The following is a 22610-nucleotide window of genomic DNA, read 5'->3' as shown; positions in this document are numbered from 1 at the left end:
GAATATTAGTATGCTAATAATTCCAATAAATCGTTTTCAAATCGTTGTTTTGGCAGATATTGATCTTCCAGTGCTTTTACAAATGGAATTGCACTCTCCAAACTTCCTACCCGTTTAACAGGTCCATCCAGATATTCAAAACAATTCTCCATGATCATCGATGATATATCGCTGGCAACACCTCCAAAAAGTGTATCTTCCTGTAGTATAATCACTTTACCAGTCTTTTTAACCGATGCATAAATTGTTTCCATGTCCAATGGTTGCAACGTACGTAAATCGATTAAATCAGCTTTAATTTCAGGGTGTTTCGCCAAAGTTTCCAAAGCCCAGTGTACACCGGCTCCAAATGAAATTACCGTTACATCTTCACCTTCTTTGATCATAGCTGCCTTTCCAAAAGGAATCGTGTAATAATCTTTAGGCACATCCTGATAAACACTACGATACAATTGCTTATGTTCAAAATACATTACCGGGTTCGGATCGTTAATTGCCGTATTTAAAAGTCCTTTGGCATCGTATGGAAAAGCCGGATATACCACTTTTAATCCCGGTGTTTTAGTAAACCAGGCTTCGTTTGTCTGCGAATGGAAAGGTCCTGCCTGAGTTCCACCGCCACAAGGCATCCGCACTACTACATCGGCATTTTCCTGCCATCTGTAATGTACTTTTGCTAAATAGTTCACAATCGGGTTAAATCCTGTAGAAACGAAATCCGCAAATTGCATTTCTACTATCGCTTTATGTCCGTTAATAGACAATCCCATACCCGCAGAAACTACTGCACTTTCACAAATTGGCGTATTGCGGACACGTTCTTTTCCGAATTGTGCTACAAAACCATCTGTTATTTTAAAGGCTCCGCCGTATTCGGCGATATCCTGTCCCATAATCACCAGATTATCGTGACGCTCCATCGATTGTTTTAATCCCTGTGATATCGCATCTACCAAACGAATGTTTTCCACTTCTTCGCTATGATCAAATACTTCATGTGTATACGGTCGGTATACATCATTTAACTCTTCATCAAGATTTGCCACAATTTCAGGTTCTGCCTGAACTTTTGCCCAATGCTCATCAATTTCTTTTTTGATTTCAGCGCGGTACGCCTCATCCATATCCGGTGTCAGGATTCCTGCTTCCGATAGGTATTTGCGGAAATTATCTACCGGATCTTTAATTGCCCACATATCCATTAACTCCTGTGGTACATATTTTGTTCCACTGGCTTCTTCATGCCCTCGCATACGGAAGGTTTTGAATTCCAATAGTACCGGACGCGGGTTTTCGCGCATGGAAGCAACTAATTCGTCAATCTTAGTATACACTTCCAGAATATTGTTTCCGTCGATAATGTGACTCTCCATTCCGTAACCAATTCCTTTATCAGCCAGGTTTTCACATCTATATTGTTCATTTGTTGGTGTCGACAATCCGTAACCGTTGTTTTCGATCACAAACAGTACCGGTAAATCCCAAACGGAGGCAATATTTAATGCTTCGTGGAAATCACCTTCGGAAGTAGCACCTTCACCGGTAAAAACAGCGGTTACTTTTCCATTTTTCTTTAATTTATTCGCTAAAGCAATACCATCGGCCACGCCTAATTGTGGTCCAAGGTGCGAAATCATTCCAATGATCTTATATTCCTGTGTCCCAAAATGGAACGAACGGTCACGTCCTTTGGTAAAACCATCCCCTTTTCCCTGCCATTGCGAAAATAAACGGTACAATGGGATTTCTCTGGTTGTAAACACCCCTAAGTTGCGGTGCATTGGTAAAATATATTCGTCTTGATCCAAAACGGATGTAATTCCTACTGAGATGGCTTCCTGTCCAATACCGGAAAACCATTTGGAAACTTTCCCCTGGCGGATCAGGATCAGCATTTTTTCTTCGATCAGCCTTGGCTTGATTAATTTCTTATATAAATCTAATAGTTTTTCGTCACTTAGATTTTTCCGATCAAAATTCATGATGTTGTGCTTTGATTAAACGCTTCCAAAAGTATAAAAAAATAACCAGCACCAATGGAATTGTACTCTAAATATTTTCCCAAATTATCGGATTCGTCCGGGTAATTACGACGCGTAATCTCATTGTTGATAACTTTATAAATTTTATCTAAAAATTATTATTTACCTTTGTTTTATAATGGTTTCACAACCAAAAAGTTATTAACAAAATTTTTCAAGATGCAAAACATTCCCAGTGTTGACTTGCGTGATTTCCTATCGGACGACCCGGTACGTAAACAAAAATTTGTAAATGAAATCGGAAAAGCCTACGAAGACATCGGCTTCGTAGCATTAAAAGGTCATTTTTTAGATGACAAATTAGTTGATGAACTTTATGGTGAGGTTCGTAATTTTTTTAGCTTGCCACTTGAGGTAAAAGAAAAATACGAAATTCCTGGAATTGGTGGACAGCGTGGTTATGTTTCTTTCGGAAAGGAACATGCCAAAGGAAAAAAAGAAGGTGATTTAAAAGAGTTCTGGCATTTTGGTCAGTATGTCGAAAACGACCCGAAACTGGAAGCTGAATATCCTAAAAATGTGGAAGTTGCCGAACTTCCTAAATTTAACACGGTAGGTAAAGAAGCCTATCAGATGTTGGAAAAAACCGGTGTATATGTTTTAAGAGCGTTAGCCTTATACCTTGGACTGGATGAGTTTTATTTTGATAACTACATCAAAAACGGAAACAGTATTCTACGTCCTATCCACTATCCTCCTATTACACAGGAACCGGAAAATGCCGTTCGTGCCGCTGCTCACGGTGATATCAATTTGATCACTTTATTAATGGGTGCACAAGGTAAAGGATTACAGGTTCAAAATCATAACGGCGACTGGATCGATGCCATTGCTGAGGAGGATGAATTAGTGATCAACGTGGGTGACATGCTTTCCCGTCACACCAACAACAAACTAAAATCAACTATTCACCAGGTGGTCAATCCACCACGTGAATTATGGGGAACTTCCCGTTTTTCGATTCCGTTTTTTATGCACCCGATAAGCGAAATGCCACTTAACTGTCTGGAAAACTGTATCGATGCCGAAAATCCAAAACGTTATGACGATATTACCGCTGGTGATTTCCTTTACGAACGTTTGGTTGATTTGGGCTTAATTAAAAAATAATCCTTATTTTTATAAAATCGTAAAAGACATTGGGTTTTACACTCAATGTCTTTTATCTTTTACAACCTTTTGAAATGCAATAATACATCGATCGATTTAGCACTATGACAAAGAAAATAAGCAGTTTGGAAGATTTAGGCGGATTTGTTTTTTCCACCAATAAAGATTTTGAATTTAATACCGAGTCCGAACAGGAAGAAACCCTGTCTGCCGGTCAGCAAAAACTGGAAGCACACCTCGACAAAAAGAACCGGGGCGGAAAAGTGGCAACCATCATCAAAGGGTTTGTCGGTAATGACGACGACCTGAAGACGCTTGCCAAACAACTAAAAACGCTTTGCGGCGTGGGTGGCTCCGCAAAAGACGGCGAAATTATCATCCAGGGGAATTTCCGTGACAAAATCATGGATTTTCTGACAAAAGAAGGCTATAAAATAAAACGCGTAGGCGGTTAATAAAATATATACATAATGACAGCAATTAAATCATCCGAATTAATCCTGAATCCCGACGGTAGTGTGTACCACTTAAATCTGAAACCGGAAAACATCGCTACCGATATTATTTTTGTGGGCGATCAAAACCGGGTTTCAAAAATCACCAAACACTTTGATACCGTTGAATTTTCAACTCAAAAACGTGAATTTAAAACCGAAACCGGTACCTATAAAGGTAAACGCCTTACGGTGATGTCTACCGGAATTGGCCCTGACAATATTGATATTGTGATGAACGAACTGGATGCTTTGGTGAATATTGACCTCAACACCCGTATGATCAAACCGGAGCTTACATCCTTAAATATCGTTCGTATCGGGACATCGGGTTCGTTACAATCCGACATTCCGGTGGATAGTTTTGTAATGTCTGAATATGGCTTAGGATTGGACAATATGCTCCGCTCCTATATTATCGATTCGATTTCTGAAACAGCTATTGAAGAGGCATTTATAGCGCACACCAACTGGGACATGCGCAAGGGAAAACCGTATGTAATCAAAGGCAGTGAAAAACTGGCTCAGAAAATCGAAAGTACCGAGATTCATAAAGGATTTACCGGTACGGCAGGTGGTTTTTACGGTCCACAGGGACGCGTATTGCGCCTTCCGATTCAGGACGAAACACTAAACGCCAAAATGGACAGTTTTAACTATAACGGTACGCGAATGACCAATCTGGAAATGGAAACCGGCGCTATATATGGACTTTCCCGTTTATTAGGTCACGAGGCCTTATCGCTTAACGCCATCATTGCCAATCGTGCTGATGGTACTTTTAGCGAAGATCCGTATAAAGCTGTTGATGCGCTTATCCTATATACATTAAATAAACTGGCAGAATAACATGCATACGCTGGCTTCACAACTTATCGCAGAAATCACAGCCTTTGAACGTCAGTTTCACGAGGGACATATCTCCGGTTTTGAGGTAAAATCTGGGGAGTCCATTTGGTCTAAAAAAGAGATACTAGGCCACTTGATCGATTCAGCACGTTATAATCTGGAACGTTTTACGGAAATTCAGTATGCTGAAAATCCGTATACGGTTCGCCAGTACAATCAGGACAAACAGGTTAAAGCGAATCAGTATCAACAACGCGAAAGTAGCGAATTACTGTTATTATGGTCGGCTTTAAACCGACAAATTGCTTTTATAATGCAGTGTCAAACAACAGAAACACTGGCTTTACCATTACTATTACCCGACGGAACTACATCGGATTTGCGTTTTTTAATGACCGACTATATTCATCATATACAACATCATTTAATTGAAATACGAAAATGAAGCCCATTATCACCACCGAAAGACTGATCATCCGGGAATTACAACCCGATGATGCCGCAGGTATTTTCCGACTAGATTCCAACCCGGCCGTTCATGAATATCTGGGAAAATCGCCTATTACAACCATAGAAGAGGCACAAAATGCCATTTCCTTTATTCGAAAACAATATGAAACGAATGGTATTGGGCGTTGGGCGATGGTATTAAAAGACACAAATGAGTTTATCGGTTGGACGGGGCTTAAATTGATCAACACAGAAGAAGTGAACGGTCATCGGAATTTTTATGACCTTGGTTACCGATTGGTTCAGGAACATTGGCGGAAAGGTTATGGTTTTGAAGCGGCTAAGGCCTGTTTGGATTATGCTTTTTCGGTTATGAAACTCGAAAAAGTATATGCCAATGCCGAAAAGGGAAATACCGGTTCTAATACGATATTACAAAAATTACAACCCGTGCATACGGAATCTTTTTGGGATGAAGGAGTCGAAACCATTTGGTTTGAATTTCAAAATAACAAAATCGGCAGTTAAACCTGCTGATTTTTTTTTAGGATTTCCACACCGTTCAGGTAATCCGACGGACGTTGTCCCAATAACTTATAAAACGTATTACTAAAAGTCGGTATACTATTATAACCCACCGCCACCGCGACTTCACTAACCGGCAAGCGTTTTTCCAGCAATAATTCGATCGCTTTTAGCATTCTTCGGATGGTAAAAAACTGAATAAACGACATGCCCATATCTTTTTGAAACAAACGGTATAACGACCGTTCGCTAAATCCGAATTTTTCGGCCAATGTGGAAAAGAAAATGGTTTCATCAAGATGCTCATCCAGATAGGTGATCACTTTTAATAATCGTTTGTCTTTGGCTGTGGGTAACGCTAATGGCAGGTTGGTTTCGCAAATCTCCGGTAAGATCGCCTTGATGGCTCTTGCAATAAAATAATTACGGCTTCCTTTTTTTAGATTGCCATTCCAACGGTTAGTAAACAACATCATTTGCAGTAGCAAATCGTTAACCGGATAAATCCCTTCATTATTATAAAAGGAATGTTCGTTTTTGTCGACCGGAAAATACAGGTTTCGCATCATTACATTTTCCGAACTCGGATGGATACTGTGTTTGATCGTATCCGGAATCCACATAAAATGGCGCGCCGGTAAAAAGTAGGTTTTGGTTTCGGTAGTCACATACACCAATCCGCCTTCGGTATACAACAGCTGTGCTTTTTCATGTTTATGCGTCGGAATCAATAATTCACCCATCAGGTCGTGATGACAATAAATACTGTTCTTATCCGTGTCTACATCCTTGGTATAATACTTCTCTACCTTTAGATTTTCCTTTTCCATGCTGTCTGAAATGAATATTTTTTTGGCTTATTACGATAATTAGCTACTGGATTATTTCTTTAAAATTGTAAACTAAACCAATAAGAATAAAAACAAGTAAAAGCTTTTGTTAATAAAACTTTATTTTTTGGTTTAATTTTTTATCAAAAAATCATTTTATGAACCCAGAAAGAATTCAATTTCAAAAATACGAAGACAAAGTGATTTCCGCCCACCAGGCCGCCGCTTTTTTTAAAGATAAAATGGTTGTCGGTTCCAGTGGATTCACAAAAGCAGGTGACAGTAAAGCAGTTTTACCGGCTTTTGCGTTGCGTGCCGAACATGAGGATATCGGGATTACCCTGATTACCGGTGCTTCCCTTGGTCATACTACCGATGCCGATCTGGCCAGAACGAATGCATTGTACAAACGAATGCCTTTCCAGGTCGATCCGGTGATGCGGGGAAAAATCAACAACGGAGAAATTCTATTTATTGATCAACATCTTAGCGAAACGGCTGAATTACTCGAAAACAAACACCTTGCCCAATTGGATTTTGCGATTATTGAAGCCACGTATATTGACACCAACGGGCATATAATCCCAACAACTTCCGTTGGAAACTCGGCTACTTTTGCCCATTTGGCCAACAAAATCATTATTGAAATCAACACCTCCATTCCTTTTGAATTTAAAGGAATACACGATATTTTTATACCAACCCACTACCCTAATCGTGATGTCATTAACATTACGGCTTCCGACGATCGCATTGGCTCCGATGTTATCCGTATTGACCCGGATAAAGTGGTCGGAATCGTTTTTACCGAAATCCCGGATAGTCCGGCGCAAACCACTGCTCCGGACGCTAAAACCACTGCCATTGCCAACCATTTACTGGCCTTTTTTGAAAAAGAGATACAAAGCGGGCGTTTAACAAAATCTTTGATGCCATTACAGGCCGGTATCGGTAAGGTGGCCAATGCGGTATTGTCGGGGTTGGCTAAAGGTGATTTTGAAAATCTGGTGATGTATTCCGAAGTACTACAGGACAGTACTTTCGAACTAATGGATACCGGCAAAATGACGTTTGCTTCGGCTTCATCTATTACCGTTTCGGAATCCTGTTACCAACACCTTTTGAACAATTTCGATCAATATAAAGACAAAATTGTCCTTCGTCCGCAGAATATCAGTAATTCCGCAGAAGTGATCCGTCGCCTGGGTATTATCGGCATCAATACGGCTATCGAATTTGATATTTACGGTAATGTCAATTCAACGCATATTTCCGGAACGAAGATGATGAATGGAATTGGTGGTTCGGGTGATTTTGCCCGTAATGCCTACCTGAGTATTTTCGTAACACAGTCGGCTTCAAAAGACGGAAACGCTATTTCCCATGTACTACCCATGGTATCCCATACCGACCATACGGAACACGATGTGGACATTCTGGTAACCGAACAAGGTCTGGCCGACCTACGCGGACTGGCACCACGCGAGCGCGCCAAAGTAATCATTGAAAATTGTGCCCATCCCGAATACCGCGAGCAATTACAGGATTACTACAACAGAGCCTCTGAACGCGGCGGGCATACGCCACATATACTGGAAGAAGCTTTTAATTTCCATACACGATACCTGGAAACAGGCACCATGAAACAAAATTGCCTTGCAACCTACGAAGGGTAAGGTAACATTTGTGTTGTTTTCTTTGTTTATTTGCGAAAACTTCCCCGATAGTAATTTATAAGTTATTATGCGGGGAATGTTTATTTTTAACCCCTTCTTATCGCAAAAATTTGTTTACTCTTACTATCTTAGCAATTAATTTTTTCACATGAAAACAATTCGAATTGCAGGAGTACCCGAGCATTTTAATTTACCCTGGCATTTATGCATTGAAAACGGCGAATTTAATGAGGTTGACATCGATTTACAGTGGACCGATGTGCCCGAAGGAACCGGAAAAATGTGTCAGATGCTCCGCGATAACGAAACCGATATCGCTATTATTTTAACCGAAGGCATCCTAAAAGATATTTCGAATGGTAACCCAAGTAGTATCGTACAGCTTTATGTACAATCACCTTTGTTATGGGGTATCCATGTAGGCGCGCAATCGGCTTATCAAAAACTGAGCGATCTGAAGGGTAAAAAAGCGGCAATCAGTCGGATCGGATCGGGTTCCCAACTGATGTCGATCGTAAATGCTAAAAACGAAGGCTGGGATACGCAAAACATTCCTTTTGAAATTGTGAACACCATAGACGGTGCCGTTACTGCACTTACCAATGGAACAGCTGATTATTTTATGTGGGAACGTTTTATGACCAAACCATTGGTGGATAACGGTACCTTCCGTCATTTGGGCGATTGTCCTACGCCATGGCCGTCATTTGTAATTGCCGTTCGCAATGACGTATTGGCAACCGACAAACATGTGATTGATCAAATTCTGGAAATTATCAATACCACCACCCGCGAGTTTAAAGAAATTCCGAGTATCGACCGAACACTGGCGAATCGTTTTAATCAAAAAAAGGAAGACATACAGGAATGGCTGCAACTAACGCGTTGGTCGCAAAAAAAACCGGATAAAAAAACCTTTGAAAAAATTCAAAATCAATTATTCGATTTAAACATAATCGAAACCAAAGCCGCTTATGAATCCGTCATAAAATAAGTATTTACAAGCCATCGCTAAAAAATGACTTTGTCCGAAAAAACCAAGATCCAAAAAATAAAAGAAAAGCTTTCTTTGCCAAAGCCTTGGGACAATGTTGTCATTTTTTTCCTGAATATACTGATCACCATTCCGATATTTATTATTGTCCATCAGAATATTATCGACCCGGAATGGTTTTTACATATCGATCGCGTATTGCTTTTTGTCGTCATACTGGTTATCATCCAATTGGTTTTACGAATGCTTAAAACCGTGATCATTATTTGTATTTTTCTGTATTTACTGGCATTAATCTGGGGAACCTTATTTGGCGGATACGGTTTTAATTCGGTCTTTGAAGATTATCGGGCCATGATCTATACCATGTCGGACGACGCCAATCCACAGGACATTATCATTGCCAAACTACTTCCGTTTCCGAATAAATCCAAGATTATCGACGCGGTGGATTATACCAATCCTAAGGTTCGGAATTTTGCTTTAAAAGCCACAACGTTACATTTCCAGGATGTGAAAGGATTCCGTGAATACCGACAAACGATTCAGTGTTTTGCGGTTTTTGCAGAAGTAAAAAAGCGTTGGAATTATGTAAACGACCCAAAGGGGCGGGAATATATTGCCTCGGCCAGTGAGTCGTTACAACACTTTTCGGGGGATTGTGATGATCATGCAATTTTGATGGCCGCATTGATCCGCGCTATAGGCGGTACCCCGCGGATTATCCATACCGGTGGGCATTTGTATCCCGAAATGTTAATCGGAACCAAAGCCGACCTGGAAAATGTAATTTACCTGATCAAGGAAGTGTTGTTTAAAGACGAAAGCAGAGGAAAAGAAATCAATTACCATATCGACGAACGCGGTCAAATCTGGCTCAATCTGGATTATACCGCCAAGTATCCCGGTGGTCCGTTTATGTCGGAAGAAATTTTAGGAGAATTAACGTTTTACTAATTACCAGTTGATTGGCGGTTTGCCTTTTTGCTGTAAAAATGCATTCGCTTTACTAAAATGTTTGTTTCCAAACCATAGTCCGCGATTGGCACTTAATGGCGACGGATGTCCGGTTTCCAATACAAAGTGGCGATTTCTGTCGATTTTAGCTCCTTTTTTCTTGGCAAATCCGCCCCAAAGTAAAAAGACTACGTCCTTTTTTTCGTCGGAAACTTTTTGAATCACAGCATCGGTAAACGTTTCCCAACCCTGGTTTTGATGACTACCGGCCATACTTTCCCGAACGGTTAACGTAGCGTTTAACAACAATACGCCCTGATCGGCCCAACGTTCGAGATTACCGCTTTTTGGAAACGGAATACCCAAATCGGTTTCAATTTCTTTAAAAATATTGAGTAATGACGGTGGAAAAGCAATACCATCGTTTACCGAGAAACACAAACCATTGGCCTGATTCGCGCCATGATATGGATCCTGTCCGATGATTACAACTTTAACATTATCAAACGGACAACGATCGAATGCAGCAAAAATATGATTTCCTTTTGGGTAACAACGGGTTTGCGCATATTCCGTTTTTACAAAATGAATTAATTTGTCAAAATACGGTTTTTCAAATTCGGCGGATAGTACGTTTTCCCAGGAAGGATGTATATTTACTTGCATTTTATAATTTTTTACCAAAAATAACACTTTTAGCTAACTTTTAGCTTTAACGATACCGCATCTTCTTTGTAAATTTGCAATTCAATTTAAAAAAATGATTTCAATTACCGATAAAACCCTACAGGATTTAGAATTTAAAACCATACTGGAAACCATTTCGGACTTGTGTAATACCGAAACCGGAAAACAGAAGGCGCTTGAGATTATCCCTTTCAAAACTGAGGAAACGCTAATGGATTCGCTATTGCAAACATCCGAGTATGTTTCTTCTTTTACCAATAATAATGTAATCCCGAATCACTATTTTGATGCGATTCACCACGAAATAAAATACCTGGCTATTGAAGATAGTTTTCTGGAGTTGAGCGGCTTTCGAAAGATTAGTGCGCTTTCCGATACTTCCAATACGCTGATTCAGTTTTTCCGAAAATTCGATGACTATTATCCGAAATTAAACCTTCGGGCTTCGGAGGTCGAACTGACAAAATTCATCATCCAGAAAATTGATGAGGTAGTCGACAAATACGGCGAGATTAAAGACAATGCGTCTCCGGATTTAGTCGAAATCCGTCGTAATATGAATCTGGTTCGCGGAAAAATCAATCAGAGTTTTGGCGCAGCTTTATCCAGCTACAATAGCATGGGCTATCTGGACGACATTCGGGAAACGATTGTGGATAACCGTCGCGTGTTGGCCGTTTTGGCCATGTACCGTCGTAAAGTTAAAGGAACCATATTAGGCAGTTCCAAAACCGGAAGTATCGCCTATATCGAGCCGGAAGCCACGTTGCGCTATTCGCGGGAACTGAGTAATCTGGAATATGAAGAACGCGAAGAAATTACCCGGATTTTAAAGCAGCTCACCAATGCCATCCGCCCGTATATTCAGCTTTTAAAAGACTATCAGGACTTTCTGAGCGCTATCGATGTGGTCGCTGCGAAGGCAAAATATGCCTATAAAATCAATGGTTTGCTTCCGAAAATAACGACAGAGAAAAGACTGTACTTCCGCGAAGCTTTCCACCCGATTCTGTATCTGAATAACAAACAGAAAAATGCGCCAACCTATCCGCAAACAATCGAATTGACGCAGGAAAACCGGATTATTGTCATTTCCGGACCCAATGCCGGTGGTAAAAGTATCACCCTTAAAACCATCGGATTATTACAATTGATGTTACAAAGCGGTATCCTGATTCCGGTACACGAACGCAGTGAAACGTTTTTATTTGACCGTATTCTGACCGACATTGGTGACAACCAATCCATCGAAAACCATTTGAGTACATACAGTTACCGGTTGAAAAATATGAATTACTTTCTAAAAAAGTGTAATGCCAAAACCTTATTCCTGATCGATGAATTCGGAACCGGTTCCGATCCGGAGCTTGGTGGTGCTTTGGCCGAAACTTTTCTGGAAGAATTCTACCACCGTGAAGCTTTTGGGATTATCACCACGCATTACACCAATCTGAAAATACTTGCCAATGAACTGCCTTTTGCTACCAATGCAAATATGTTATTCGACGAAAAATCACTGGAACCGATGTATAAATTACACCTGGGTCAGGCCGGTAGTTCCTTTACGTTTGAAGTGGCGCAGAAAAACGGCATTCCATACAGTTTGATCAATCGTGCGAAGAAAAAAGTTGAAGGCGATAAAGTCCGCTTTGATAAAACGATTGCCAACCTGCAAAAAGAGCGTTCCCGACTGGAAAAAACTTCTCAAAACCTAAAAGAGGAAGAAACCCGGGCGCGCGAGGAAAGCCGAAAATTAGAAGGTATCAATACGAAAATTCAGCAAAAACTGGAAAGCTACCAGGAATTGTATGATTCCAACCAACGTTTGATCTATATGGGTCAAAAAATGGACGATATTTCCGAAAAGTACTTTAATAACAAAAATAAAAAAGAACTTATCGGTGAATTCCTGAAAATGGTAGAGATCGAAAACTCCAAGCGTAAAAAAATTACGGTTAAGGAGAAAAAAGCCAAAGAAGCGGTTCAGAAAGAAATTATCGAAGAGGTTAAGGAAAAGGTTGAAGTGATCCGAAAAGAGAAAAAGGAAAAGAAAATAAAAGCCATTCAGGAAGAAAGCAACAAACCTAAAATCCCATTAAAAGTGGGCGACCGCGTTCGTATGATCGACGGTAAAGCTGTAGGAAGCATTGATGCCATCGAAAAGAATAAAGCAACGGTCAATTATGGTATTTTCACATCCAAAGTTGCTCTGGATAATCTGGAACTGGTCGAACGCAAAAAATAGGCTATGGAAGGTTTACCTCAAGACAAAAAGATCGTGCTTTTTGACGGTTTCTGCAACTTGTGTGATCGTTCGGTGCAGTTTATCATCAAACACGACAAGAAAGATGTGTTTCGTTTCCTTCCGTTACAATCGGAATTGGGGCAACAAGTAATTCGCCATATCGGTGTGGACACCTCCAAAACCGACAGTATTATTCTGTACGAACCCGGAATAGCCTACCATTATAAAGCCGATGCTGCGATTTCGATTGCCAAAACCATCGGTGGCGTTTATTCGCTATTTGGTTTATTTAGTTGGGTTCCAAAACCGATTTCCAATGCTGTTTACGATTATGTGGCTAAAAACCGCTATAAATGGTATGGTAAAAAAGACCAGTGTATGTTACCGAGTCCGGAAATTAAAGCAAAATTTTTATAACCTGATAATTATCATCATTTTACCGCTAATTTAAAGTTAGATTTGGGTAACTAAATCTCTTAAAAATGGTAAAGCTTTTTATTTCCCTGTATTCCTGGTCCGTTGGTGCCTTTATTATGATTGGTATTTTTTCGTTCGTCATCTTTTCATTAGTCGCATCTATTTTCCTGATGATGAACAGCAATAAAAAGAAAAAAGAACGGGACTAATATTATAGTCCCGCTCTTACAAATACAAATCAGAAAAAATAATTATTATTTTTTGACAATCTTTTCAGTTGTCACACCTTTATCTGTTGTGATATTCATAAAATAGATTCCGGAATTTAAATCGGCAATATTAACCTGAGCTTCCGAAACCGCATCAAATTTTACAGTTTTTACCGTTCTTCCATTGATATCGTTGATTGCAATCTGGTTCACCATAACGTTAGCATCGTTTGCAACTGTTACCACATCATGAACCGGATTCGGGAATACTGTAAATTTCGCTTTTGAAAAATCGTTAGCAGAAGCCGTTACTTCTGTAAGACCGTTTAACGTTAACGTTCCGGTCCAGATACCTGCTGCTCCTTCTCCATCGTAACCATGACCTAACCAAACGGTATACGTTGTTCCGTCGAAACTAAGCGGTGTATCCAATACAATTGTTCCTGTTACAGGAGTTCCTGGCTCGTCCGAATCACCATCATCCCAGAAATAGCTCTGGTCTGCATATAAATCGTCGTACCCTCCAATTTGCAATAATCCCAATGAATTAATATCGCCATTAGCCGTAACATATACTGTAAGATCACTCGCATACGTTTCCATGGCAGAATCGTTAAGGATAGCATTCATCGTAACACTGTTTAGCGTCCCGGTGAATTCTCCCGGCTCATTAAGCTTATAAAACATAAAGCTTTCGATTGCCATATTGTTAAAAGGAACCGTTACCGATTGTGCGAACGTTGTGTTTATTGATGCCAACACAAGGCATAAACAAAGTAATGTTTTTTTCATTATAATTGGTTTTGTATTACTAAAAGTAAAATTAACTATTAAATTTTAAGGAAAAAACAACACAAATGTTAATTCAAAATAAATACAACCTTCCGTTAACACACACAAAAAAACCTTACTATTAACTTAAGGTTTTAAAGAAAATTCATTTTTTTTACTAATTTTTCACTTCCTAAGGAAAAAATCCAATAGGACAATTGCAGTCATTGCTTCGACAATCGGCACCGCACGCGGCACCACACAAGGATCATGACGTCCTTTGCCCTGCTGTTCGGCTATATTCCCTTTATTATCAAGAACTTCCTGTTTTTGCATGATCGTTGCAACCGGTTTAAAGGCAACCCGGAAATAAATGTCCATACCATTACTGATTCCCCCCTGAATACCTCCGGAGAGGTTACTCTTAGTGGTTCCATCGGGATTATACAGGTCGTTATGCTCGCTTCCTTTCATTTTGGCACCACAAAAACCACTACCATATTCAAACCCTTTTACCGCATTAATCGATAACATCGCTTTTCCCAGTTCGGCATGCAGTTTGTCGAATACCGGCTCGCCCAAACCGATTGGTACATTTTGAATGACACAGGTAACAGTACCACCAACAGTATCTCCTTCTTTTCGGATTTCTTTAATATACGCTTCCATTTTTTCGGCCGTCGCCTGATCTGGGCAACGTACCGCATTACTTTCTGTTAATGAAAAATCCAAGGCCTGATAGGGTTTGTCGATAAAAATATCGCCAACCGACGAGACAAACGCATTGATTTTAATTTCCGGCATGGCTTGTTTGGCGATCGCTCCGGCCACTACCCGACTCGCTGTTTCACGAGCTGAACTACGTCCGCCACCACGATAATCGCGGATGCCATATTTTTGTTCGTATACATAATCGGCATGACTGGGACGATACGTGTCCTTTATATGGGAATAATCGTCTGATTTCTGATTCGTATTCGGTACAATAAAACCGATTGGCGTTCCGGTTGTTTTTCCTTCGAAAATTCCCGATAAGAATTGTACAGCATCTTCCTCTTTTCGTTGGGTTACTATAGCCGATTGTCCCGGTTTCCGGCGTTGCATTTCTTTTTGAATGGCTTCAAAATCCAGAGCAATCCCAGCCGGGCATCCGTCAATAATTCCTCCTAAAGCTTCTCCATGCGATTCCCCGAATGTGGTTATCCTGAATAATGTTCCGTATGTATTTCCTGCCATAACGCGTATTTTTATACAAAAATAAACTATTCTGATCGCACGGCAATACTAAACTTTTCGCAAAGAACTAATAATTATTTAATGTTTCATTAAATTTTTAATAACAACAAAAGGGTTTATTTGTTAAACTTAAATTTCAATTCCTTGAAAAAGAGAAGCGTTGATATTGTTGTTATCTCCGATGTACATTTGGGTACTTATGGCTGTCATGCGAAAGAATTACTGAAATATCTGAACACGATCAAGCCCAAAACACTGATCTTAAATGGTGATATTATCGATATCTGGCAGTTTCGAAAATCCTATTTCCCAAAATCCCATCTTAAAGTCGTAAAAAAATTACTGGATTTTTCTTCAAAAGGGACGCGGGTTTATTATATCACCGGAAATCACGACGAGATGTTACGGAAATTCAGCGACACCACAATGGGGAATTTTTCCATAGTCGACAAACTGGTTTTGGATTTACACGATAAAAAAGCCTGGATTTTTCACGGTGATATTTTTGATAATTCCGTACATCATGCCAAATGGATCGCGAAACTAGGCGGTATTGGCTACGATTATCTGATTTTGCTAAACCGTTTTATCAACTGGTGTCTGATAAAAATGGGAAAAGAACCGTATTCCCTATCCAAAAAGATCAAAAGCAGTGTCAAAAAAGCCGTTAAATTTATCTCCGATTTCGAAACGACTGCAACTGATTTGGCCATCGAAAAAAACTACGACTATGTGATCTGTGGACATATTCACGAACCTAAAATCGTTGAAAAGGAAAATAAAAAAGGGAAAACACTCTATTTGAACTCCGGTGACTGGATTGAAAATCTGACCGCGCTGGAATACAATAAAAAAAGATGGAAATTGTATCAGTATTCTCCGGAAGCGGTGCAAGCCGAAGAGGAGGATGATTATTTCGAACAGGAAACCAAATTGAGCCAGGAGTTATTATCCTTAAAAATACTAATGAAAGGTTAATATTTTAACATTTTTTAGTACATTAGCTAAAAGATTTTACTAAATGATTTTAAGATACATCCCGGCCCTTTTGGGTGTTTTGCTACTTTGCTCCTGTTCTTCCTCTACTGAAGAATCAACAACGGGTAGTACACCTTCCAATTCTGTTTATTTTCCTCTATCGACTAATAACTACTGGACGTATACCGTCGATGCCATGCGGGATTCCCTTTATATCGCAAACGACACACTGATTGCCAGCACTCCTCATAAAAAATGCAAAGCCAAAGATTTTCCAGTTGGATTTTATTCCAACTCTTTAAATAAAAACGGAATTCGTAAGTCGGGCGATGAGATTCTGGCTTCCGGGACCTTCGATCTGGAAGCTTTTACCGGACTCCCTATCGCGATTAGCCTAAATAATTTTATTATTTTTAAAGAAAATGCTACCACCGGACAAACATTAAGTAACGTCACCGGAACCTTACAACAAACCGTTCAGGATTTACCGTTAACCATTCAATATAAGACAACTAGCATCGCCGGAGTCACGTTCCCAAACTATACTTCACCTAACGGTGATGCCTACACCAATGTAAAAGCTGTTAACACAATCATAAATTTACAGGTCTCAACCGTTTATTTTGGCATACCTTTTGTAGTCTTACCTTCACAAGATGTTCTTGTTTCTACGCAGTATTTCGCCAAAGACATCGGTGTGGTGCATACCAATACCCATTTACAGTATGCATTGAGTAGTGGTATTCCAGCCGGAATCCCTTTACCAATACCGAATTCCGGAAATCAGACGCAACAGGAATTCTTAGATGATTATCATATTAATTAAAAAAAGTTACCCTGCCATACAATAAAATTGTTTGTTAAAATAAAGCCGACAATTATAATAATAACCAAACAGCAGGGTTATATTGTTAAAATTTTTTATATGAAGAAACTATTTTTATCTGCCTTCATGTTAATGGGATTAGCATTTGGCACACAAGCACAGGAAATTTCTAAAAATGCTTTAGGTCTGCGTTTAGGCGACAACGATGGTTTTGGTGGTGAGATCTCCTATCAGCGAGGTCTTTCTAAAAATAACCGTTTGGAAGTCGACCTTGGATGGAGAAACAGCAAGCATGTAGATGCCTTCAAACTTAGCGGTTTGTACCAGTGGGTTTGGAACATCGACGGTGGCTTTAACTGGTATGCCGGTGTTGGTGGAGGAATCGGAAGCTGGAGTTATGAAAATGACTACCATGTAGATGTAAAAGACAGCGGTACTTTTGTATTTGCTGCCGGTGATATCGGTATCGAATATGTATTCGACATTCCGTTACAAATTTCATTAGACTTCCGTCCGGAGCTATACTTTAACGACGATTACAGAGGTGATAACTTCGGTCCGGATATCGCATTAGGTATTCGTTACCGTTTCTAAAATAAAACGGGTTGTCTAAGACAACCCGTTTTTATTTTCTAATTTATGCAAAATCTTCCAGTGCTTTGCGATACAGATTTTCGTAAAGCGGAAGTATATTCATGATATCAAACTCTTTGGATGCTTCGAGCGCATTCTTTTTAAACGTCAGTAGCTTTTCGTCGTCCGATAAGATTTTTATCGCATTGGCAGCCATTTCCTGTACATTCCCAACATCGCTCAGGTAACCCGAATAACCGTCTTTGTTTACTTCCGGTAATCCGCCCGAATTACTTGAGATAATTGGCACACCACAAGCCATTGCTTCTAATGCGGCCAATCCAAAACTTTCCGTTTCCGATGGCAACAGGAACAAATCGGAGTAACATAAAATTTTATCGATTTCACTACTATTTCCAAAGAAAATCACTTTGTCGGTAATCCCCAGGTCTTCGCATAATTTTTCGGCCACTTCTTTTTCCGGTCCGTCGCCAACCATCATTAACTTGGAAGGAATTTCTTTTTGAATCTCGTTGAAAATTTTCACCACATCCGGAATGCGTTTCACTTTTCGGAAGTTACTGATATGGGTAATGATTTTTTCTTCTTTTGTCGCCATTAACGAACGATGACAAGGGGAATTTTCATCGATTCTGTTTTTATCAATCTCGATAAAATTCGGAATCACCACAATCTCTTTTTTGATATCAAAAAGTCGGTAGGTTTCATCGCGAAGACTTTCCGATACCGAAGTCACCACATCCGATTTATTGATACTGAAACATACAGCCGGTTTGTAAAACGGGTGGTTCCCAACCAGCGTGATGTCCGTTCCGTGTAGTGTAGTCACCATCGGAATACGGATTCCTTCATCTTCCAGCATTTTTTTTGCCATATAACCGGCATAGGCATGCGGAATAGCATAATGTACGTGTAAAAGTTCAATTTTATGCAGTTTTACCATGTCGACCAACTTACTGGACAAGGCCAGTTCGTACGGCTGGTAATGAAACAACGGATACTCCGGTACGTGTACTTCGTGATAATGGATATTAGGATTCAGCAAGGCCAATCGCACCGGCTGACTATACGTTATAAAATGAATTTCGTGACCTCTCCGGGCGAGCTCCAAACCCAACTCGGTTGCCACTACACCACTACCGCCGAAGGTAGGATAACATACTATAGCAATTTTCATTTTTAGTTTTTAAAAGTGAACTAAAGTACTGCAAAAAAGTAAGGTAATCCGGATTTTTAGATAAAATTAACGAAACGAAAAAGTTAGCGTTTCAGCATACTTTCATAGCGTATAATCCAGTCTTCTACCGTCATTTTGGTAAAAAGTTCCGCTAGTAGTTCATACGGAATCGTGTCCATTTTTTTAAAGCGGATACAACTTTTTCCCATATCCAATTTGGTTTTGACATGCTTCGGATATTCTCCAACAAACCAATCGTACAATGCCTTATCGGCATAAATCCCCATATGGTAAATGGCAATAAAATTCTTTTGAGAAGCCATTCCTAAAAACGGTAACGGTTGTTTCGGATCGCAATGGTACCCATTCGGATAGGTCGAATGTGGAACCGAATAGCCTACCATTCCATAGCCCATTCCTTCTTCAAATCCTTTTGGTAAACTTTCTTTTATGATCTTTCTTAATTTGATCATCACTGGTTTACGATCGTCTGGTAACGAATCGAAATAAGCATCAGGAGTGGTTTCTTTTGATTGCATAAGGATATTTTTTGATGGTTTAGTCAGTAATCGCTTCGTAAATCACTTTCTGAATATCTTCACGGATATTTTCTTTTGAAAGTTTGTTTACAGCACTTTCCGGGTAGGTTCTGTTGGACAGGAATACATAAACGATATCTTTCTCCGGATCGGCCCAGGCCATGGTTCCGGTAAATCCGGTATGCCCGAAACTGGTCATCGATACACAACCACAGGTTGGTCCTTCTTTTCCAAGTTGCGGTTTGTCAAAACCAATTCCTCTACGGTTTCCTTCCTTACAAAAAGCACAATTATTAAACTCATCGAATGTCTTTTCCGAAAAATACTGATGGTTTCCATAGTTTCCTTTTTGAAGATACATCTGCATCATTTTGACCACATCGATGGCATTGGCAAACAAACCGGCATGTCCCGCTACGCCATCCTGCATCGCAGCACCCATATCGTGTACATAACCCTGCACTTTTGTATAACGGAAATAGTTGTCTTTTTCGGTTGGCGGAATGATATCCATATCCATTTTACGCAACGGATTATAGGTCATCGTGGCCGATCCCAATGGTTTGTAAAAGGCCTTATCACTTAAAACATCCAAGGTCGTATGGTTGGTTTTTTCCAGATAATCTTTTAGGATGATAAACGGAAAATCACTGTATTTGTATTCTTTTTTCGGTAGTAACTTACTATCTGCGATCCTTTTTACAATCGTATCGGAATAATCTTTACGCAAATACAGGTTTTCGGAAACCTGAAGCGGGAAATCCGGCGAATAGGTATAGCGATAGTATTTTTTAGACGGGTGTTTGGTACTGTCTAAAGTGGCTTGATAAAACGGAATCCAGGCCTGAAAACGAGCCTGATGCGTCAACATATCTTTTAGAGTAATGTTCTTTTTATCGGTATTTGCAAAAACCGGTAGCATATCGCCCAGTTTGGTATCCATGTTGATCTTTTTCTTATCATACAATTGCATGATATTCGGTAAAGTCGACAGGATTTTGGTTAGTGATGCCAGATCGTATACGTCTTGATTGGTCACTTTATCGGTGTTTTTATAATCGCGGTATCCGAATGATTTCTGGTAGAAAACCCGTCCATGACGCGCGACTACGATTTGCAGTCCCGGTGTCATTTTACCATCAATGGCTTTTTGTGCCAGTTTATCAATTTTTGCCAATATTGTCGGGTTCATTCCTACATTTTGCGGTGTCGTAAACGACAAGCGATTCATTTTTTGCGTCTTGAGACCGTCGTTAACTTTAAATGCATTGTTAATTGAAACCGGTAGTTTTCCTTTGGCTCCGACTCCTCCAAAAATAACTTCGGCCGCTACGGTTTGTGCAATATCGTTGTTTTGATAAGCCAATACTACGTTTCTAAAGACATTGAAGTTATCGATTGCTAATAATGTATACGGTTTAGCAAAAACTGTTAGCGTCACATTATGATTGGAAGCAATCAGGTTGAGCATCGACAATTCTTTTTGCGTAAAATCATGCTTTTTCCAGGCACCATCTGCTTTATGGAAACCTACAATGACTTTGGTAAAATTTCGCAGTTGTTCGAGCATTAAAGGCACCGTATCCAATGGAATATCGGTGACTGGCGCATACGTTCGCAGTGTGTTTAAAAACGTTTCGTTTTTATCGTCGCCTAATTTAATATAGGCTATTCGTTCGTTTTCCAGATCACCAATTGGCAATTCGTTATCAGTATTTTTTAAAACGGTAACGGCATTTTCGTATAACTGGTAATTCAAATCGTCGTATTCCGGCGCATTCAAATCTTTAACCAAATTGTTTAAATCGATTGGCTTGTAATGGTTCAATCCGATTCGGTATTTGTATTTCAGGATTTTTTTTACCGAATACTCGATTCTATCGTCCGATAATATTGAATCATTATACGCCTGACAGAATTTTTCGATCGCCACCGGAACATTTTCGGCAAACAAAAGAATATCATTTCCAGCTAAAAAGGCCTCCAAATCGATATCGCCCGGTTGCTTGAAACTACTCGCACCTTTCATGTTGAGCGCATCGGTAAAAATGAGTCCGTCAAAATCGAGTTTCTTTTTCAACACATTGGTTACAACTTCATAGGATATCGAACTCGGATAATTCGGTCGTGGCTCGAGACTCGGCACATTCAAATGCGCTACCATTACACTGGACAATCCTTCCCGAAACAGTTTTTTATACGGGTAAAACTCGACATCATCGAGTTGTTCCCGGGTAGCATTGATCAACGGTAAGGTATAATGCGAATCGTTTTCGGTCGCTCCATGTCCCGGGAAGTGTTTTCCGGTCGCATAGACATTTTCGCTTTGAATCCCTTTCATCAGCGCCAAGGCTCTTTTGGTTACATTCTCTTTATTCTCCCCAAACGAACGGTTTCCGATAATTGGATTTTTCGGATTGGTATTGATATCCAAAACCGGAGCGAAGTTAAAATGCAAGCCCATGCGTTTAGCCTGAATAGCCATTTGCTGTCCCATTTTTTCGATCAGTTTTAAATCCTGAACCGCACCCAATGTCATATTCCACGGATAACGATAGGTAGAATCCAGTCGCATGCTCAATCCCCATTCGGCATCAATTCCCATAAAAAGCGGCACTTTTGCTTTCGACTGGTAATAGTTTGTCAGCTTTGCCTGCCGCACCGGACCACCCTGAAAAAAGATTAATCCTCCCACGCCATAATCGGTTACCAGTTTTTCAACCGATTTAACATGAGCGGCATCTTTATTCGAATAGGCCGCAACCATGAATAATTGTCCCAATTTTTCCTCGAAATTCAGGTTGTTATAAATGCTGTCCACCCAGGTTTTTTCTCTTTCCTCAGAATAATGGGAAACAGGTTTGGGGCTTTGTGCAAAAATAAACGGACCAATTAATAACAGTAGAAAAACAGGGTATCTCATTAACTTAATTTTTTAAATAAATAAAATCATCACGCAACGTTGCACATGATGATTTTAGATGCTAGTATTTTTATTTTTCGT

Annotated in this window: 22 protein-coding genes; 14 read left to right on the top strand and 8 right to left on the bottom strand. The window is 39.9% G+C overall.

Features of this window, described 5'->3' with window-relative positions; all coding sequences use genetic code 11:
* Positions 1–5: 5 nt before the first annotated feature.
* Positions 6–1982: an alpha-ketoacid dehydrogenase subunit alpha/beta gene (locus tag E6C50_RS15725; RefSeq protein ID WP_136404196.1), complete on the bottom strand. Its 1977-nt coding sequence runs from the start codon at positions 1980–1982 to the stop codon at positions 6–8.
* 219 nt (positions 1983–2201) lie between these two features.
* Here E6C50_RS15725 and E6C50_RS15720 point away from each other — a divergent pair, with 219 nt between their 5' ends.
* From E6C50_RS15720 to E6C50_RS15700, 5 genes are all read left to right on the top strand, one after another.
* On the top strand, positions 2202–3152 hold the full coding sequence (locus E6C50_RS15720; protein ID WP_136404195.1) for an isopenicillin N synthase family dioxygenase: 951 nt from the start codon (positions 2202–2204) through the stop codon (positions 3150–3152).
* A gap of 104 nt (positions 3153–3256) precedes the next feature.
* Entirely contained in the window at positions 3257–3607 is a 351-nt protein-coding gene (locus tag E6C50_RS15715; protein ID WP_136404194.1) for a translation initiation factor, read from the top strand.
* A gap of 15 nt (positions 3608–3622) precedes the next feature.
* Positions 3623–4495: a nucleoside phosphorylase gene (locus E6C50_RS15710; RefSeq protein WP_136404193.1), complete on the top strand. Its 873-nt coding sequence runs from the start codon at positions 3623–3625 to the stop codon at positions 4493–4495.
* A 1-nt stretch (position 4496) separates the two neighbouring features.
* Positions 4497–4940, top strand: coding sequence for a DinB family protein (locus tag E6C50_RS15705; protein WP_136404192.1), 444 nt, complete (start codon positions 4497–4499; stop codon positions 4938–4940).
* Positions 4937–5473, top strand: coding sequence for a GNAT family N-acetyltransferase (locus tag E6C50_RS15700; RefSeq protein WP_136404191.1), 537 nt, complete (start codon positions 4937–4939; stop codon positions 5471–5473). Before E6C50_RS15705 ends, E6C50_RS15700 begins: the two co-directional genes overlap by 4 nt.
* Here E6C50_RS15700 and E6C50_RS15695 read toward each other — a convergent pair.
* Positions 5470–6300: a helix-turn-helix domain-containing protein gene (locus E6C50_RS15695; RefSeq protein WP_136404190.1), complete on the bottom strand. Its 831-nt coding sequence runs from the start codon at positions 6298–6300 to the stop codon at positions 5470–5472. The genes E6C50_RS15700 and E6C50_RS15695 overlap by 4 nt on opposite strands.
* A 158-nt stretch (positions 6301–6458) precedes the next feature.
* Here E6C50_RS15695 and E6C50_RS15690 point away from each other — a divergent pair, with 158 nt between their 5' ends.
* From E6C50_RS15690 to E6C50_RS15680, 3 genes are all read left to right on the top strand, one after another.
* Entirely contained in the window at positions 6459–7976 is a 1518-nt protein-coding gene (locus E6C50_RS15690; RefSeq protein WP_136404189.1) for a succinate CoA transferase, read from the top strand.
* A gap of 148 nt (positions 7977–8124) precedes the next feature.
* Positions 8125–8970 (top strand): substrate-binding domain-containing protein, encoded by an 846-nt coding sequence (locus tag E6C50_RS15685; protein ID WP_136404188.1) that lies wholly within the window; start codon positions 8125–8127, stop codon positions 8968–8970.
* Positions 8971–8994: 24 nt separating this feature from the next.
* Positions 8995–9927: a transglutaminase domain-containing protein gene (locus E6C50_RS15680; RefSeq protein ID WP_136404187.1), complete on the top strand. Its 933-nt coding sequence runs from the start codon at positions 8995–8997 to the stop codon at positions 9925–9927.
* Here E6C50_RS15680 and ung read toward each other — a convergent pair whose 3' ends face one another.
* Positions 9928–10593, bottom strand: coding sequence for a uracil-DNA glycosylase (gene ung / locus E6C50_RS15675; protein WP_136404186.1), 666 nt, complete (start codon positions 10591–10593; stop codon positions 9928–9930).
* 94 nt (positions 10594–10687) lie between these two features.
* On the opposite strand from ung, the gene E6C50_RS15670 reads away from it, so the two are divergent.
* The 3 genes from E6C50_RS15670 to E6C50_RS17780 all read left to right on the top strand — a co-directional run bounded on the left by E6C50_RS15670 (position 10688) and on the right by E6C50_RS17780 (position 13485).
* Positions 10688–12859: an endonuclease MutS2 gene (locus tag E6C50_RS15670; protein WP_136404185.1), complete on the top strand. Its 2172-nt coding sequence runs from the start codon at positions 10688–10690 to the stop codon at positions 12857–12859.
* A gap of 3 nt (positions 12860–12862) precedes the next feature.
* Positions 12863–13276: a thiol-disulfide oxidoreductase DCC family protein gene (locus tag E6C50_RS15665; protein ID WP_136404184.1), complete on the top strand. Its 414-nt coding sequence runs from the start codon at positions 12863–12865 to the stop codon at positions 13274–13276.
* A gap of 65 nt (positions 13277–13341) precedes the next feature.
* A complete protein-coding gene (locus E6C50_RS17780; protein WP_168732841.1) occupies positions 13342–13485 on the top strand; it encodes a hypothetical protein in 144 nt (47 codons plus the stop codon).
* A 45-nt stretch (positions 13486–13530) separates the two neighbouring features.
* Here E6C50_RS17780 and E6C50_RS15660 read toward each other — a convergent pair whose 3' ends face one another.
* Together E6C50_RS15660 and aroC are read right to left on the bottom strand one after the other, a co-directional pair.
* Positions 13531–14277, bottom strand: coding sequence for a T9SS type A sorting domain-containing protein (locus E6C50_RS15660; RefSeq protein WP_136404183.1), 747 nt, complete (start codon positions 14275–14277; stop codon positions 13531–13533).
* A gap of 165 nt (positions 14278–14442) precedes the next feature.
* Positions 14443–15492, bottom strand: coding sequence for a chorismate synthase (aroC, locus tag E6C50_RS15655; protein ID WP_136404182.1), 1050 nt, complete (start codon positions 15490–15492; stop codon positions 14443–14445).
* Between the two features lie 144 nt (positions 15493–15636).
* Between aroC and E6C50_RS15650 the strand changes: the two genes are divergently transcribed.
* The 3 genes from E6C50_RS15650 to E6C50_RS15640 all read left to right on the top strand — a co-directional run bounded on the left by E6C50_RS15650 (position 15637) and on the right by E6C50_RS15640 (position 17890).
* Positions 15637–16470, top strand: coding sequence for a UDP-2,3-diacylglucosamine diphosphatase (locus tag E6C50_RS15650; RefSeq protein WP_136404181.1), 834 nt, complete (start codon positions 15637–15639; stop codon positions 16468–16470).
* Between the two features lie 43 nt (positions 16471–16513).
* Positions 16514–17296 (top strand): hypothetical protein, encoded by a 783-nt coding sequence (locus E6C50_RS15645; RefSeq protein WP_136404180.1) that lies wholly within the window; start codon positions 16514–16516, stop codon positions 17294–17296.
* 99 nt (positions 17297–17395) lie between these two features.
* Positions 17396–17890: a hypothetical protein gene (locus tag E6C50_RS15640; RefSeq protein ID WP_136404179.1), complete on the top strand. Its 495-nt coding sequence runs from the start codon at positions 17396–17398 to the stop codon at positions 17888–17890.
* Positions 17891–17933: 43 nt separating this feature from the next.
* On the opposite strand, the gene bshA is transcribed toward E6C50_RS15640, so the two are convergent.
* The 3 genes from bshA to E6C50_RS15625 form a co-directional block, all read right to left on the bottom strand.
* Positions 17934–19067 (bottom strand): N-acetyl-alpha-D-glucosaminyl L-malate synthase BshA, encoded by a 1134-nt coding sequence (gene bshA / locus E6C50_RS15635; RefSeq protein WP_136404178.1) that lies wholly within the window; start codon positions 19065–19067, stop codon positions 17934–17936.
* 83 nt (positions 19068–19150) lie between these two features.
* Positions 19151–19606 (bottom strand): DUF1801 domain-containing protein, encoded by a 456-nt coding sequence (locus E6C50_RS15630; protein ID WP_136404177.1) that lies wholly within the window; start codon positions 19604–19606, stop codon positions 19151–19153.
* Positions 19607–19625: 19 nt separating this feature from the next.
* A complete protein-coding gene (locus tag E6C50_RS15625) occupies positions 19626–22529 on the bottom strand; it encodes a glycoside hydrolase family 3 N-terminal domain-containing protein (RefSeq protein WP_136404176.1) in 2904 nt (967 codons plus the stop codon).
* Positions 22530–22610 lie beyond the last annotated feature (81 nt).

The organism is Flavobacterium supellecticarium (assembly GCF_004801375.1).
GTDB lineage: Bacteria > Bacteroidota > Bacteroidia > Flavobacteriales > Flavobacteriaceae > Flavobacterium > Flavobacterium supellecticarium.
Note: the sequence above shows the minus strand (reverse complement) of the source record. Positions and strands in the feature narration are given on the sequence as shown.

Bases quoted from the DNA above. Each gene is read 5' to 3' on its own strand.
- E6C50_RS15725 (WP_136404196.1), bottom strand. From the start codon at position 1,982: ATGAATTTTGATCGGAAAAATCTAAGTGACGAAAAACTATTAGATTTA.
- E6C50_RS15720 (WP_136404195.1), top strand. From the start codon at position 2,202: ATGCAAAACATTCCCAGTGTTGACTTGCGTGATTTCCTATCGGACGAC.
- E6C50_RS15715 (WP_136404194.1), top strand. From the start codon at position 3,257: ATGACAAAGAAAATAAGCAGTTTGGAAGATTTAGGCGGATTTGTTTTT.
- E6C50_RS15710 (WP_136404193.1), top strand. From the start codon at position 3,623: ATGACAGCAATTAAATCATCCGAATTAATCCTGAATCCCGACGGTAGT.
- E6C50_RS15705 (WP_136404192.1), top strand. From the start codon at position 4,497: ATGCATACGCTGGCTTCACAACTTATCGCAGAAATCACAGCCTTTGAA.
- E6C50_RS15700 (WP_136404191.1), top strand. From the start codon at position 4,937: ATGAAGCCCATTATCACCACCGAAAGACTGATCATCCGGGAATTACAA.
- E6C50_RS15695 (WP_136404190.1), bottom strand. From the start codon at position 6,300: ATGGAAAAGGAAAATCTAAAGGTAGAGAAGTATTATACCAAGGATGTA.
- E6C50_RS15690 (WP_136404189.1), top strand. From the start codon at position 6,459: ATGAACCCAGAAAGAATTCAATTTCAAAAATACGAAGACAAAGTGATT.
- E6C50_RS15685 (WP_136404188.1), top strand. From the start codon at position 8,125: ATGAAAACAATTCGAATTGCAGGAGTACCCGAGCATTTTAATTTACCC.
- E6C50_RS15680 (WP_136404187.1), top strand. From the start codon at position 8,995: ATGACTTTGTCCGAAAAAACCAAGATCCAAAAAATAAAAGAAAAGCTT.
- ung (WP_136404186.1), bottom strand. From the start codon at position 10,593: ATGCAAGTAAATATACATCCTTCCTGGGAAAACGTACTATCCGCCGAA.
- E6C50_RS15670 (WP_136404185.1), top strand. From the start codon at position 10,688: ATGATTTCAATTACCGATAAAACCCTACAGGATTTAGAATTTAAAACC.
- E6C50_RS15665 (WP_136404184.1), top strand. From the start codon at position 12,863: ATGGAAGGTTTACCTCAAGACAAAAAGATCGTGCTTTTTGACGGTTTC.
- E6C50_RS17780 (WP_168732841.1), top strand. From the start codon at position 13,342: ATGGTAAAGCTTTTTATTTCCCTGTATTCCTGGTCCGTTGGTGCCTTT.
- E6C50_RS15660 (WP_136404183.1), bottom strand. From the start codon at position 14,277: ATGAAAAAAACATTACTTTGTTTATGCCTTGTGTTGGCATCAATAAAC.
- aroC (WP_136404182.1), bottom strand. From the start codon at position 15,492: ATGGCAGGAAATACATACGGAACATTATTCAGGATAACCACATTCGGG.
- E6C50_RS15645 (WP_136404180.1), top strand. From the start codon at position 16,514: ATGATTTTAAGATACATCCCGGCCCTTTTGGGTGTTTTGCTACTTTGC.
- E6C50_RS15640 (WP_136404179.1), top strand. From the start codon at position 17,396: ATGAAGAAACTATTTTTATCTGCCTTCATGTTAATGGGATTAGCATTT.
- bshA (WP_136404178.1), bottom strand. From the start codon at position 19,067: ATGAAAATTGCTATAGTATGTTATCCTACCTTCGGCGGTAGTGGTGTA.
- E6C50_RS15630 (WP_136404177.1), bottom strand. From the start codon at position 19,606: ATGCAATCAAAAGAAACCACTCCTGATGCTTATTTCGATTCGTTACCA.
- E6C50_RS15625 (WP_136404176.1), bottom strand. From the start codon at position 22,529: ATGAGATACCCTGTTTTTCTACTGTTATTAATTGGTCCGTTTATTTTT.